The sequence below is a fragment of the Allobosea sp. ASV33 genome (assembly GCF_016428755.1).
Taxonomy (GTDB): Bacteria; Pseudomonadota; Alphaproteobacteria; order Rhizobiales; family Beijerinckiaceae; genus Allobosea.
The window spans coordinates 1-13,408 of sequence record NZ_JAELTI010000124.1; the positions used below are offsets into that span (position 1 = coordinate 1).

The window sequence follows — 13,408 nt, forward strand, 5'->3', positions numbered from 1 at the left end:
GAGTAGAGGTGCACGAGGCTGGAGACCGTGTTGACCACGACCAGCATCACCACTGTCAGCGTATCGACGCGGAAGGCCCAGTCGACCTGCAACTGGCCGGACGAGATCCAGCTCGCGATCTGCACCCGGGTCGTGCCGGAGCCGAAGCCGACATTGATGAAGGCGACCCAGGACAGGACGGCGGAGACGATGAGCAGCGAGGTCGTGACGATCTCGGAGCCGCGCGCGCCGATCAGCCGGCCGAACAGGCCGGCGATCAGGAAGCCGATGAGAGGGAGGAAGACGATCGCGTGATACATGGCAGTGAGGTCCAGGCGCAGGGGCGCGCTCAGCCTTTCATCATGTTGATGTCTTCCACCGCGATCGTGCCGCGGTTGCGGAAGTAAACGACGAGAATGGCGAGGCCGATCGCGGCCTCAGCCGCCGCCACCGTGAGCACGAGCAGCGCGAAGACCTGCCCGACGATGTCGTTCAGGAAGCTCGAGAAGGCGACGAAGTTGATGTTGACCGAGAGCAGGATGAGCTCGACCGACATCAGGATGACGATGACGTTCTTGCGGTTGATGAAGATGCCGAGCACACCCAGCGTGAACAGGATGGCGCTGACGGCGAGATAATGGCCCAGTCCGATCGTCATCACGCCATCTCCTCGGGAACGCCAGTGCGCGAGGGCACCTGCTTGACCGCCATCGCCGCGTCCTTGGTCCGGGCGTTCTGGGTCGGGACGTGCTGGCGCTTGATGCCGGGACGGTCGCGCAGCGTCAGCACGATCGCGCCGATCATGGCGACGAGCAGCACGAGGCCGGCCGCCTGGAAGTAGTAGACATACTGGGTGTAGAGCACGCGGCCGAGCGCCTCGGTGTTCGAGATGCCCGCCGGAATCGCCGCGACCGGCGCCTTGACGATCTGCGGATCGATGACCCAGGCGCCGACGACGAGCAGCAGCTCGACGGCGAAGATGAAGCCGATCAGCGCGCCGATCGGCAGATAGTTCAGGAAGCCCTGGCGGAACTCGGCGAAATCGACGTCGAGCATCATCACCACGAAGAGGAAGAGCACCGCGACCGCGCCGACATAGACGACGACCAGCAGCATCGCGAGGAACTCGGCGCCCAGCAGCATGAACAGCCCGGCCGCGTTGACGAAGGCCAGGATCAGATAGAGCACCGAATGCACGGGATTGCGCGAGGTCACCACCATGAAGGCGGATGCCACGGTCACCCCTGCGAAGAGATAGAAGAAAGCCGCTGCGGCATTCATCTCGGCCAGCCCTTCCCGCCCCTTTTCGGCGCGGTCCTCGTTTGGTTCGTGCTCCGGGACTCAAAGGACCCCGAGCAATTTGGAGCGTCTATAATCAGGCCCGCCGGGCGGGACAACCGCACGGCGGGTCTGTGAACTCAATCGCACCCTGCAACGTCATCCCGGGCAAGCGAAGCGCAGACCCGGGATCCATCGTAAAGTGCAGTTCCCTCCGATGGATCCCGGATCGGCGCCGCTTCGCGGCTTGTCCGGGATGACGCCGGAGGGGCAAATCATCTCACCGATAGGGCGCGTCCATCGCGATGTTGCGCGCGATCTCGCGTTCCCAGCGCGCGCCGTTCGCGAGCAGCTTGTCCTTGTCATAGAACAGCTCCTCGCGGGTCTCGGTCGCGAACTCGAAATTCGGCCCTTCGACGATGGCATCGACCGGGCAGGCTTCCTGGCAGAAGCCGCAGTAGATGCACTTGGTCATGTCGATGTCGTAACGGGTGGTGCGGCGCGTGCCGTCGTTGCGGCGCGGACCGGCCTCGATGGTGATGGCCTGCGCCGGGCAGATCGCCTCGCAGAGCTTGCACGCGATGCAGCGCTCCTCGCCGTTCGGATAGCGGCGCAGCGCATGCTCGCCACGGAAGCGCGGCGAGAGCTGGCCCTTCTCGAACGGGTAGTTCAGCGTCGCCTTCGGCTTGAAGAAATAGCGCATCGAGAGCCCGATCGCCCCGACGAACTCCTTCAGCAGCAGGCCCCTTGCGGCTTGCGCGAGTGACATCGCCTTCGTCCTTTACATCCTCAGCCGAACAGCGCCCGGCCGATCACGAAACCCAGGACCGGCATCAAGCCGATCGTCATCACAACCAGCACCGCCCGCAGGATGCGGATACGGCGCTCGTAATCATCCTTCTCGGCCTGCGTCTCCGAGCGATCCGTGCGCCGGAGCGCCCCGATCACCACGGCCGAGATCAGCCGGTATTCCAACAGGCCCAGCCCGAAGCCGATCAGGGCGCCGATCAGACCCGCATTGTTCATGGCGCCACCAGCCCGAGCCAGGCGACGCTCTTGTATCCGAGGAACCCGCCGCAAAAAGCGCCGACAGCGAGTCCTTCATATCCATCCGTGGGAATGTAGCCCCATCGCCAGAACGAGAAGCCGACAAACGCCACGTAACATATTCCACCGACGACCATGCCCGCTGCCGGGCCCATGATCGCCGGATTGATCATCCAGCCACCGGGCCCCAGCCCGTCAGCTGCAGCACCAGCGCCACGATCACCACGCAGGCGAGCGAGAGCGGCAGGAAGACCTTCCAGCCCAGGCGCATCAACTGGTCGTAGCGGTAGCGCGGCACGAAGGCCTTCACCAGCGCGAACATGAAGAACACCAGGCAGACCTTGAGCGCGAACCAGAACACGCCGGGCAGCCAGGTGAAGGGCGGCAGCGCGACCGGGGGCGCCCAGCCGCCGAGGAAGAGGATCGTGGTCAGCGAGCACATGGTCATGATCGCCACGTATTCGCCGAGCATGAACAGCAGGTACGGCGTCGAGGAATACTCGACCATGAAGCCCGCCACGAGCTCGGATTCCGCCTCGGCCAGATCGAAGGGCGGCCGGTTCGTCTCGGCCAGCGCCGAGATGAAGAAGACCACGAACATCGGGAAGAGCGGGATGAAATACCAGTTCAGGATCGAGAGCCACGGCACGCCGAGCGCATGCGCCAGGCCGCGGTTCGCTTGAGCCTCGACCACGGCCGAGAGGTTCAGCGAGCCGACGCAGAGCAGGACGGTGATGATGACGAAGCCGATCGAGACCTCGTAGGACACCATCTGCGCCGCCGAGCGCAGCGCGCTCATAAACGGGTATTTCGAGTTCGAGGCCCAGCCGGCCATGATGATGCCGTAGACGCCGAGCGAGGAGATCGCGAGGATGTAGAGCACGCCGACATTGATGTCGGCGATCGCCCAGCCTTCCGCCACCGGAATCACTGCCCAGGCGCCGAGCGCCAAGAGGCAGGAGATGAAGGGCGCCAGCAGGAAGATACCCTTGTTGGCGCCGGACGGGATGATCGGCTCCTTGAGCGCGAACTTGATCAGGTCCGCGAAGCTCTGGAACAGGCCCCAGGGTCCGACCACGTTCGGGCCGCGGCGAAGCTGCACCGCCGCCCAGACCTTGCGGTCGGCCAGCAGGATATAGGCGATGAAGACCAGCAGGCAGACCAGCAGCAGCAGGCTCTTGCCGAGGATGATCGCGATATCGAGGACGAGGTCCCAGTTCATGGCCGCTTACTCCGCCGCCTGCTGATGCCGGCCGGAGGCCAGCGCCGAGCATTCCGCCATGATGGCGGAGGCACGTGCGATCGGGTTGGTCTGATAGAAATCCGCAACGACAGGCGCGAAGCCCGCTTTGTCGGTCTTGCCGCCGAGGGCGGCGAGCTTGCCGATCTCCGCAGCGTCGTTGGCCGGCAGGCTGTCCAGCGCCGCGAAATGCGGATGCACCTCGTAGAGCGCCTTGCGCAGGCCGGCGAGCGAGTCGAAGGGCAGCGTCTTGCCGAGCGTCGCGGAGAGCGCACGCAGGATCGCCCAATCCTCGCGGGCATCGCCCGGCGGGAAGGTGGCGCGGTCGCCCATCTGCACACGGCCTTCGGTGTTCACATAGGTGCCGGACTTCTCGGTATAGGCCGCGCCCGGCAGGATGACATCCGCGCGATGCGCGCCCTTGTCGCCATGCGTACCCTGGTAGATCACGAAGGCGCCTTCCGGCACCTCGATCTCGTCGGCACCGAGCAGGAAGAGCACGTCGAGCGCGCCCGGCTGGACCATCGCAGCGGCGTCCAACCCGCCCGATCCATTAGCGTTTTCTTGCGGCACGAAGCCGAGATCGAGCGCACCGACGCGGGCGGCGGCGGTGTGGATCACCCCAAAGCCGTTCCAGCCTTCGGTGACGGCGCCGAGCGCCTGCGCCGCCTTCGCGGCGAGCGAGAGGATGGCCTCGCCGTCAGTGCGGGCGAGAGCGCCCTGCCCGACCAACACCATCGGCTTGCCGCCAGCGGCCTGGGCCGACTTCACGACCTCCGCCAGCGTCTCCGGGCCGGCGCCGAGATAATCGTAGGTATAGGTCAGGTCGGCCTTCTCGCCGATGACCGAAACCTTGAGATCGCCGCGCAGCCAGCGCTTGCGGATGCGGGCGTTCAGGATCGGTGCTTCGCGGCGCGGGTTCGAGCCGATGATCAGGAGCGAGGTCGCATCCTCGATGCCGGCGATGCCGGCGTTGAGGACGTAGGAGGCGCGGCCGAATTTCGGATGCAGCTTGGTGCCGTCCTGGCGGGCGTCGAGATTGGTGGAGCCGAGCGAGGCGATCAGGCTCTTCAGCGCGAACATCTCCTCGACCGCGACGAGATCGCCGGCGATGGCGCCGATCTTCTCAGGGCTCGTCGCCTTCACCTTGGCGGCGATGGCGGCGAAGGCCTCGTTCCAGCTCGCCGGACGCAGGCGGCCATTCTCGCGGATATAGGGCCGGTCGAGACGCTGGGTCTTGAGGCCGTCGGCGACATGGCGGGTCTTGTCGGAGATCCACTCCTCGTTCACCGCCTCGTTGAGACGGGGCAGGATGCGCATCACTTCCTTGCCGCGCGAGTCGACGCGGATGGCCGAGCCGACCGCGTCCATCACGTCGATGCTCTCGGTCTTGGAGAGCTCCCACGGGCGGGCCTTGTTCTGGTAGGGCTTCGAGGTCAGCGCGCCAACCGGGCAGAGATCGACGACGTTGCTCTGGAGCTCGGACGACATCGCCTGCTCGAGATAGGTCGTGATCTCCATGTCCTCGCCGCGGCCGATGGCGCCGAGATCGGAGGCGCCGGCAACCTCGGTGGTGAAGCGGACGCAACGCGTGCACTGGATGCAGCGCGTCATCGTCGTCTTGACCAGCGGGCCGATATACTTGTCCTCGACCGCGCGCTTGTTCTCGGCATAGCGCGAGGTATCCGCGCCATAGGCCATGGCCTGGTCCTGCAGGTCGCATTCGCCGCCCTGGTCGCAGATCGGGCAGTCGAGCGGATGGTTGATGAGCAGGAACTCCATCACCCCTTCGCGGGCCTTCTTGACCATCGGCGACTTGGTCAGGACGACCGGCGGCTCGCCGTTCGGGCCGGGGCGCAGGTCGCGCACGCCGATGGCGCAGGAGGCCTGCGGCTTCGGCGGGCCGCCCTTCACCTCGACAAGGCACATGCGGCAGTTGCCGGCGATCGAGAGGCGCTCGTGGAAGCAGAAGCGCGGCACCTCGACGCCTGCCGCCTCGCAGGCCTGCAGCACGGTGTACTCGGCGGGAACGTCGACCTCGATGCCGTCGATGAGGAGTTTCGTCATGGTCTCACTCCGCCGCCATCAGGCGCACAGGCTCGCTGTGCGGGTTGGCGGCATAGTCGTCGATGCGCTGCTCGATCTCGTGACGGAAATGCGCGATCAGGCCCTGGATCGGCCAGGCCGCGGCGTCCCCGAGCGCACAGATCGTGTGGCCTTCGATCTGCTTGGTGACGTCGAGCAGCATGTCGATCTCGCGCTTCTGGGCGCGGCCCTCTGCCATGCGCTCCATGACGCGCCACATCCAGCCCGTGCCCTCGCGGCAGGGCGTGCACTGGCCGCAGCTCTCATGCTTGTAGAAATGGCTGATGCGGGCGATGGCCCGGACGATGTCGGTCGACTTGTCCATCACGATCACAGCCGCCGTGCCGAGGCCGGAGCGCAGCTTCGAGAGCGAGTCGAAATCCATCGGCGTGTCGATGATCTGCTCGGCCGGGACCATGCGCACCGACGAACCGCCGGGGATGACCGCCTTAAGATTGTCCCAGCCGCCGCGGATGCCGCCGCAATGCTTGTCGATCAGCTCGCGGAAGGGGATGCCCATCGCCTCTTCGACGTTGCAGGGCTTGTTCACATGGCCCGAGACGCAGAAGAGCTTGGTCCCGACATTGTTCGGCGTGCCGAGCGAGGAGAACCAGCTCGCGCCGCGGCGCAGGATGGTCGGCGCGACCGCGATCGACTCGACGTTGTTGACCGTGGTCGGGCAGCCATAGAGACCCATATTGGCGGGGAATGGCGGCTTCAGCCGCGGCATGCCCTTCTTGCCCTCGAGGCTCTCCAGCAGCGCCGTCTCTTCGCCGCAGATATAGGCGCCGGCGCCGTGATGCACATAGAGATCAAAGGGATAGCCGTGGACGTTGTCCTTGCCGATCAGCTTGGCCTCATAGGCCTCGTCGACGGCGCGCTGCAGCGCCTCGCGCTCGCGGATGTATTCGCCGCGGATGTAGATATAGGCCGCATGCGCGCCCATGGCGAAGGAGGCGATCAGGCAGCCCTCGACCAGCGTATGCGGGTCGTTGCGCATGATCTCGCGATCCTTGCAGGTGCCCGGCTCCGACTCGTCGGCATTCACGACGAGGTAATGCGGGCGCCCATCGCTCTGCTTGGGCATGAACGACCATTTCAGCCCGGTCGGGAAGCCGGCGCCGCCACGGCCGCGCAGGCCGGACTTCTTCATCTCGTCGATGATCCAGTCCCGGCCCTGCTCCAGCAGGAATTTCGTGCCATCCCAGGCGCCGCGCTGGATCGCACCCTTCAGGGTACGGTCATGCAGGCCGTAGAGATTGGTGAAGATGCGATCGCGATCTGCGAGCATGTCCTAGTGCCTCACTCTGCCGGCTTGTCGCCAAGCTTCGACTCCGGGCGCCAACCCGTCGCGAGCTTCTTCGACTGAGCAATCCAGTCGTCACGCAGCGCCCGGCCCTTGAAGCCGGTCAGCCGCGCATCGACCCAGGCGAGCTCCGCCGGTGTCCATTTGGCGATCTGGTCGTAATGCCAGACGCCCATCTCGTTGAGCATCCTAGCCAGCTTCGGCCCGACGCCCCAGATCAGTTCGAGATCGTCGCCCTTGCCGCCGCGGGCAGCGTTGAGCAGCTCGGGCTTGCTCTCGGCAGCGGCCGCCGGTGCCGACGCCGCGGCGGGTTTGTTGTCCGCTGCCGCGGGCTTGGCAGCCTCGGTGACATCCTTGTTCTCGACCTTGCCCTTGGCAGCCGGCGTGTCGTTCGCGGCGCTGGAGGGCTGGGCCGGCGACGAGGGCTGCGGGCGTGCGGCAGCGGCGGTCTCGGTCGCAGGCTTCTCGGCAACGGCGGCAGGCGTCGCTTCGGCTTTCTTGGCCTCGGCTTCTGCCGCCTTCTTGGCTTCCGCCTCGGCGGCTGCCTTGGCGGCGGCGGCTTCGGCCGCGGCCTTGCGCTGCTCGGCGATGCGCTTCTGCCAGTCGCCGGCGCCGATCATCGAGCCGTCATAGAGGGCCTTGTCGGTCAGCGTCTGCGGGCCACCCTCCGGCTCGGAGCCGGTGCGGCCGTTCTGCGGGCCGGGCTTGGTGGCGCGGCCATTGCGGAGATCGTCGAGGAGCTGGCGGAAATTCGCCGGCGTCAGGTCCTCGTAATAGTCGACATTGATCTGCGCCATCGGCGCGTTGCAGCAGGCGCCCAGGCATTCGACTTCGAGCCAGGAGAGCTTGCCGTCGGCGGTCACGGTCGATTGCGGGCCGATGACGTCCTCGCAGACCTTCTTCAGCGCTTCCGCGCCGCGCAGCGCGCAGGGCGTCGTGCCGCAGAGCTGGACGAAGAACTCGCCGACCGGCTGCAGGTTGAACATGGTGTAGAAGGTCGCGACCTCCAGCACCCGCATCGGCGCCATGCCGAGGCGGCGCGCGACGGTCTCGATCACGGCGCGCGAGACCCAGCCCTCCTGCTCCTGCGCCTTCCACAGCAGCGGGATAACGGCGGAAGCCTGGCGGCCTTCCGGATACTTGGCGATCTGCTGGTCGATCCAGTTCTCGTTCGCCGCGGTGAAGGCGAATGAGGCGGGCTGGACCGGATCAGGTGCGAGACGACGGACGGACATTAGCGGTCCACCTCACCAAAGACGATATCGAGGGAGCCGAGGATCGCGGAGACGTCGGCGAGCATGTGCTTGCGGCACATGAAATCCATGGCCTGGAGATGGGCGAAGCCCGGGGCCTTGATCTTGCAGCGATAGGGCTTGTTGGTGCCGTCGGAGACCAGATAGACGCCGAATTCGCCCTTTGGTGCCTCGACGGCGGCATAGACCTCGCCGGCCGGCACCTTGTAGCCCTCGGTATAGAGCTTGAAATGGTGGATCAGCGCTTCCATCGAGCGCTTCATCTCGCCACGCTTGGGCGGCACCATCTTGCCGTCGAGCGAGGAGACCGGGCCGCCGCCATCGGGCGCCAGCAGCTTGTCGCAGCACTGCTTCATGATGCGCACCGACTGGCGCATCTCTTCCATGCGGATGTGGTAGCGGTCGAAGCAGTCGCCGTTCTTGCCGACGGGGATGTCGAATTCCATCTCCTCGTAGCACTCGTAAGGCTGCGACTTGCGCAGGTCCCAGGGTGCGCCGGAGCCGCGCACCATCACGCCCGAGAAGCCCCATTTCCAGCAGGTCTCGAGATCGACCACGCCGATATCGACGTTGCGCTGCTTGAAGATGCGGTTGTCACTGAGCAAGCCTTCGAGGTCGTCGCAGACCTTGAGGAACGGATCGCACCATTCGGCGATGTCGTGGATCAGCGAGACCGGGATGTCCTGGTGCACGCCGCCGGGGCGGACATAGGCCGCGTGCATGCGCGCGCCGCAGGCCCGCTCGTAGAAGATCATCAGCTTCTCGCGCTCCTCGAAGCCCCATAGTGGAGGCGTCAGCGCACCGACGTCCATCGCCTGCGTGGTGACGTTGAGCAGATGCGAGAGGATGCGGCCGATCTCGGAATAGAGCACGCGGATGAGCTGGCCACGGCGCGGCACGGTCACGCCGACGAGGCGCTCGACCGCCAGCGCATAGGCATGCTCCTGGTTCATCGGCGCGACATAGTCGAGCCGGTCGAAATAGGGCACGGCCTGGAGATAGGTCTTGGCCTCGATCAGCTTCTCGGTGCCGCGATGCAGCAGGCCGATATGCGGATCGACACGCTCGACGATCTCGCCGTCGAGCTCCAGCACCAGGCGCAGCACGCCGTGGGCAGCCGGGTGCTGCGGACCGAAATTGATCGAGAAATTGCGGATATTGTGCTCGGTCATGCCGTGCCGCCCTGCTTTGCCGCGACGCGGGCCAGGAACTCGTCCCCGGTCAGCCGTGGCCGATCGCCGGCAAACGCATAGAGCGCCGGCTTGTCATCGATGAAGATCTCCGCGACGAAGTCGAAGGGCGATTGGTCGTCGAAGGCCTGGAAGGCGACCGCGACATGGCCGTCCCCGCCTTGGCGCAGGCGCCAGAACAGGCTCGACCCACAGGTCTTGCAGAAGACCCGCTCACCCCAGTCGGACGACGGATAGACACTGAGCGCCTGCTCGTCCGCCACGGACACGCCGGAGCACGGCACCGCCATGAAGACGCCGCCGCTCCATTTCCGGCACATGCCGCAATGGCAGACATCCATCTCCTGCTTCTCGGGCGTCGCGGTAAAGCGCACCGCGCCGCAGAGACAGCCGCCGGACAGGGTTTGGTGGCCGGATGCCATCACGCCCCCTTCGCCTTCTCGTCGCCCGGCAGCACGTAATCCGTGCCTTCCCAGGGCGAGAGGAAATCGAAGTTGCGGAATTCCTGGTTGAGCTTCACCGGCTCGTAGACGACGCGCTTCTGCTCGTCGTCGTAGCGAACCTCGACGAAGCCTGTCAGCGGGAAGTCCTTGCGCAGCGGATAGCCCTCGAAGCCGTAATCGGTGAGGATGCGGCGCAGGTCCGGGTGGCCGGAGAACAGGATGCCGTAGAAGTCGTAGGCCTCGCGCTCGAACCAGTTCGCCGCCGGGAAGACGTCGACGACGGAGGGAACGGGCGTCGCCTCGTCGGTCTGGACCTTCACGCGGATGCGGCGGTTATGGTGCGGCGCCAGCAGGTGGTAGACGACGTCGAAGCGCTTCTCGCGGCCGGGATAGTCGGCGCCGGCGATATCGGTGAAATTCACGAAGCGGAAGCGCGGATCGCTGTAGAGCGTGCGCAGCACCTCGACGATCGAGGCCGCCTCGGCATGAACAGTGAGCTCCTCGAAGGCGACGACGGCCTCCGTCACCGCGCCGGGCAGCGCGGCCTTGATCTCTTCGCCGAGTTGTACGAGCGCTTCGCTCATCGTCTCACCTTCATCGCCTGCAGCATCGACCGACAGAGCGCTCAGCGCTCGATCGTGCCGGTGCGGCGGATCTTCTTCTGCAGCAGCAGGACGCCATAAAGCAGCGCCTCGGCCGTCGGCGGGCAGCCCGGGACATAGATGTCGATCGGGACGATGCGGTCGCAGCCGCGCACCACCGAGTAGCTGTAGTGGTAGTAGCCGCCGCCGTTGGCGCAGGAGCCCATCGAGATGACGTAGCGCGGCTCCGGCATCTGGTCGTAGACCTTGCGCAGAGCGGGAGCCATCTTGTTGGTCAGCGTGCCCGCGACGATCATCACGTCCGACTGGCGCGGTGAGGCGCGCGGCGCGAAGCCGAAGCGCTCGACATCGTAGCGCGGCATCGAGAGCTGCATCATTTCGACGGCGCAGCAGGCGAGACCGAAGGTCATCCACATCAGCGAGCCGGTGCGGGCCCAGTTGATCAGGTCGTCGGTCGCGGTGACGAGGAAGCCCTTGTCGGCGAGCTCGTTGTTGATCTCGACGAAGAACGGATCACGCGCCCCCAGCGGCTTGCCGTCGGGACCGAGCAAACCCCTCGGCGCCTGCGCGACGAGCGGATCACCACGATCGATCGCTGTGACTGCCATAAGCTAATCCTCGTGAACTTTCAGACCGTTAGGTAGCAACCGGAAAACCGTTTCCCTACCCGACGCTCAGTCCCACTCCAGCGCGCCCTTGCGCCACTCGTAGATGAAACCCACGGTGAGCACGCCGAGAAAGATCATCATCGACCAGAAACCATACCAGCCGAGCCCGCCGAAGGCGACGGCCCAGGGGAACAGGAACGCGACCTCGAGATCGAAGATGATGAAGAGAATCGCGACCAGGTAGAACCGAACGTCGAACTTCATGCGCGCATCGTCGAAGGCGTTGAAGCCGCATTCATAGGCCGAGAGCTTTTCCGCATCCGGCTTGGAATAGGCGATCGCGAAAGGCGCGATCAGCAGGGCCAGGCCGATGACCGCCGAGACGCCGATGAACAGCACCAGCGGCAGGTAGTCGCTCAGGATGGAAGGCACCGAGGCAGCTTGCATGGTCGAACTCATTTCAGGCGGCCGTGGCGCGGCTCGCTGTCCCAGTCGCTTAGACCCTCGATTAGAATGAAGCAAGACTCCGCCGCGCCGCACAATCGCCGTATCCGGGTTGAACCCAGCGCAGAATGCGGCAAAATCCGGCCCTGTCTTGTCGTCGCCCCGGAGAGCCGCGGCGAAAATCCGGCAAAACCGCCTGCTTTCCGCCTGCGTGAGCGGCAATCATCCGTTCACCCTGCCGAATCGTTGCCGGCTGTGCGAGCGCTTTTCCCGAAAGGCCTGCGATGTTTCGTGATCTCCGCCCCGCCCGTCCGCCCTTTTTCTGCGGACGCCCGACGGCGTGATGAGCCGGGCCTGCCTCCCGCGCACGCTGGCCATGTCTGCGCTCACCGTGCTGCTCTCGACAGCCTCGGTCTCCGCCCAGGAAGGCGAGCCGATGCGCGCGCCCCTGCCGCCGCAGCGCCCGTTCGATCTCGATATCGAAGGCACGCCGAAATTGCCGCCGATCGTGGTGCCGCCGCCGACGCCGCGCGCCTCTGCGCCCGATACGCCCGTGCCGGCCTCCTCCCAGGAGACGCCGCCCGCGACGCCGGCACCGGAAACGCCGCCCGCCGCAGCCACGCCGCCCAATCCCGGCGAGCCCGACGACGACGAGGGTGTCGAATGGCCGAAACTGACACCCGGCCAGAAGGCCGGCGCGGAGCCGGATTTCGATCCGAACGAGAAGGCGGAACGGCCGGGCATCTCGACCGACCCGGGCACGTCGATTGCCTGCCTGCCCGAGCAGCTCAAGCAGATCCTCGGCCGGATTGCCGACAAGTATGGGGCGGTGAAGGTGACCTCGACCTGGCGGCCGCCCTGGCGCGCCCGGCGCGGCTCCTATCACAAGGGCTGCCAAGCGATGGATTTCCGCGTCCCCGGCGTCAGGCCGCGCGTCGTCCTCGAATGGGTGCGCGCCATGCCCGATGTCGGCGGCCACCATGTCTACTGGAACGGGCTGATCCATATCGATACCGGGCCGCGCCGGCCCTGGTAGGTTGCTCGGCGCAGAACCACGCCGTCATTCCGGGGCAGGCCGCAGGCCTGAGCCCGGAATCCAGAACCGATGCCGTCGCGAATTGAAGCCGCGACTTGACCGCGACTTTTCTTGAAAAGGCATCGGTTCTGGGTTCCGGGCTCTTCGCTGACGCGAAGCCCCGGAATGACGGCGTGGTTCCGTCCAGGCCGCTAGTTCCATTCCAACCTCAAGCGCCCTCCCTCCCACTCAAAAAACAGGCTTGACTGTTTGTAAGTTGAGTCGCAGCCTTTCCCCATCGTCAGGGGAGCGAGCCACGTATGAGAGTTGCCGGCAAGCGACGATCGCAGAAGGAGCGCAGCGCCGAGACATCCGCGCGGCTGATGAACGCGACCATCGACCTGCTGCACGACCAGGGGCTCGCCCGCACCACGACCCCCGAGATTGCCCGCATGGCCGGTGTCTCCCGCGGGGCGCTGACCCATCATTTCGCCGGCCGGGAGGCGATTATCAGCGCCTCCGTCGCCGATATGCTGGGCAAGGCGGCGCGCGACCTGCACCGCTTCGCCGAGGATTTCATGGCGCGCGGCGGCTCAAGCGACGAGATCGTCGACTACGCCTGGCGGATGATGGACGACCGGCTGTTCTACGTGACGATGGAGTACCTGCCGGAAGCGCGCCACAACCCGGCTTTCCGGGCCGATCTCATCCCGACGGTCAAGGAATTCCATGCCGGGCTCGATGCGGTCTGGACCGCACTCGCGGCTCGCGCCGGCACCGACCCCGACCATACCCGCACCGTGATGAACGCCACGATGTGCCTGGTCCGCGGCATGATCAGCCAGACCGTGCTGCGCCCGAACGACCCGGCCTATTACGAGGGCCTGCTCGGCTTCTGGAAGCAGCAGGTCAGGCAGC

At 65.9% G+C, this 13,408-nt stretch carries 16 protein-coding genes and 1 pseudogene; 2 read left to right on the forward strand and 15 right to left on the reverse strand.

Going from position 1 to position 13,408, the window contains the following annotated elements; translation table 11 throughout:
* The 15 genes and pseudogenes from JHD80_RS24395 to JHD80_RS24465 form a co-directional block, all read right to left on the reverse strand.
* Window positions 1-299: pseudogene (locus JHD80_RS24395) on the reverse strand (NADH-quinone oxidoreductase subunit L); the annotation flags it as partial.
* 29 nt (window positions 300-328) lie between these two features.
* Entirely contained in the window at window positions 329-637 is a 309-nt protein-coding gene (gene nuoK / locus JHD80_RS24400; RefSeq protein ID WP_047575211.1) for an NADH-quinone oxidoreductase subunit NuoK, read from the reverse strand.
* Window positions 637-1,260, reverse strand: a complete 624-nt coding sequence (locus JHD80_RS24405) for an NADH-quinone oxidoreductase subunit J (RefSeq protein WP_199092701.1) — start codon at window positions 1,258-1,260, stop codon at window positions 637-639. The genes nuoK and JHD80_RS24405 overlap by 1 nt, the downstream gene beginning before the upstream one ends.
* A gap of 277 nt (window positions 1,261-1,537) precedes the next feature.
* Window positions 1,538-2,026, reverse strand: a complete 489-nt coding sequence (gene nuoI / locus JHD80_RS24410) for an NADH-quinone oxidoreductase subunit NuoI (RefSeq protein ID WP_038367698.1) — start codon at window positions 2,024-2,026, stop codon at window positions 1,538-1,540.
* 20 nt (window positions 2,027-2,046) lie between these two features.
* A complete protein-coding gene (locus JHD80_RS24415) occupies window positions 2,047-2,283 on the reverse strand; it encodes a hypothetical protein (protein WP_199092703.1) in 237 nt (78 codons plus the stop codon).
* Window positions 2,280-2,477, reverse strand: coding sequence for a hypothetical protein (locus JHD80_RS24420; protein ID WP_199092705.1), 198 nt, complete (start codon window positions 2,475-2,477; stop codon window positions 2,280-2,282). Before JHD80_RS24420 ends, JHD80_RS24415 begins: the two co-directional genes overlap by 4 nt.
* Complete coding sequence (nuoH, locus tag JHD80_RS24425) at window positions 2,474-3,526, reverse strand: NADH-quinone oxidoreductase subunit NuoH (protein ID WP_047575231.1); 1,053 nt, start codon at window positions 3,524-3,526, stop codon at window positions 2,474-2,476. Before nuoH ends, JHD80_RS24420 begins: the two co-directional genes overlap by 4 nt.
* A gap of 6 nt (window positions 3,527-3,532) precedes the next feature.
* Window positions 3,533-5,611: an NADH-quinone oxidoreductase subunit NuoG gene (gene nuoG / locus JHD80_RS24430; RefSeq protein ID WP_199092707.1), complete on the reverse strand. Its 2,079-nt coding sequence runs from the start codon at window positions 5,609-5,611 to the stop codon at window positions 3,533-3,535.
* A gap of 4 nt (window positions 5,612-5,615) precedes the next feature.
* Window positions 5,616-6,920, reverse strand: a complete 1,305-nt coding sequence (nuoF, locus tag JHD80_RS24435) for an NADH-quinone oxidoreductase subunit NuoF (RefSeq protein ID WP_199092709.1) — start codon at window positions 6,918-6,920, stop codon at window positions 5,616-5,618.
* An 11-nt stretch (window positions 6,921-6,931) separates the two neighbouring features.
* Entirely contained in the window at window positions 6,932-8,170 is a 1,239-nt protein-coding gene (gene nuoE / locus JHD80_RS24440) for an NADH-quinone oxidoreductase subunit NuoE (RefSeq protein WP_199092711.1), read from the reverse strand.
* Entirely contained in the window at window positions 8,170-9,360 is a 1,191-nt protein-coding gene (locus JHD80_RS24445; protein ID WP_199092713.1) for an NADH-quinone oxidoreductase subunit D, read from the reverse strand. The genes nuoE and JHD80_RS24445 overlap by 1 nt, the downstream gene beginning before the upstream one ends.
* A complete protein-coding gene (locus tag JHD80_RS24450; protein ID WP_199092715.1) occupies window positions 9,357-9,800 on the reverse strand; it encodes a GFA family protein in 444 nt (147 codons plus the stop codon). The genes JHD80_RS24445 and JHD80_RS24450 overlap by 4 nt, the downstream gene beginning before the upstream one ends.
* Complete coding sequence (locus JHD80_RS24455) at window positions 9,800-10,405, reverse strand: NADH-quinone oxidoreductase subunit C (protein ID WP_199092717.1); 606 nt, start codon at window positions 10,403-10,405, stop codon at window positions 9,800-9,802. The genes JHD80_RS24450 and JHD80_RS24455 overlap by 1 nt, the downstream gene beginning before the upstream one ends.
* Window positions 10,406-10,446: 41 nt before the next feature.
* A complete protein-coding gene (locus JHD80_RS24460; protein ID WP_173046135.1) occupies window positions 10,447-11,031 on the reverse strand; it encodes a NuoB/complex I 20 kDa subunit family protein in 585 nt (194 codons plus the stop codon).
* 66 nt (window positions 11,032-11,097) lie between these two features.
* Window positions 11,098-11,478 (reverse strand): NADH-quinone oxidoreductase subunit A, encoded by a 381-nt coding sequence (locus JHD80_RS24465; protein ID WP_210339989.1) that lies wholly within the window; start codon window positions 11,476-11,478, stop codon window positions 11,098-11,100.
* Window positions 11,479-11,851: 373 nt separating this feature from the next.
* Between JHD80_RS24465 and JHD80_RS24470 the strand changes: the two genes are divergently transcribed.
* Together JHD80_RS24470 and JHD80_RS24475 are read left to right on the forward strand one after the other, a co-directional pair.
* Window positions 11,852-12,511 (forward strand): YcbK family protein, encoded by a 660-nt coding sequence (locus JHD80_RS24470; RefSeq protein WP_199092719.1) that lies wholly within the window; start codon window positions 11,852-11,854, stop codon window positions 12,509-12,511.
* Between the two features lie 362 nt (window positions 12,512-12,873).
* On the forward strand, window positions 12,874-13,408 hold a 535-nt coding region (locus JHD80_RS24475; protein ID WP_248311758.1), incomplete at its 3' end, for a TetR/AcrR family transcriptional regulator.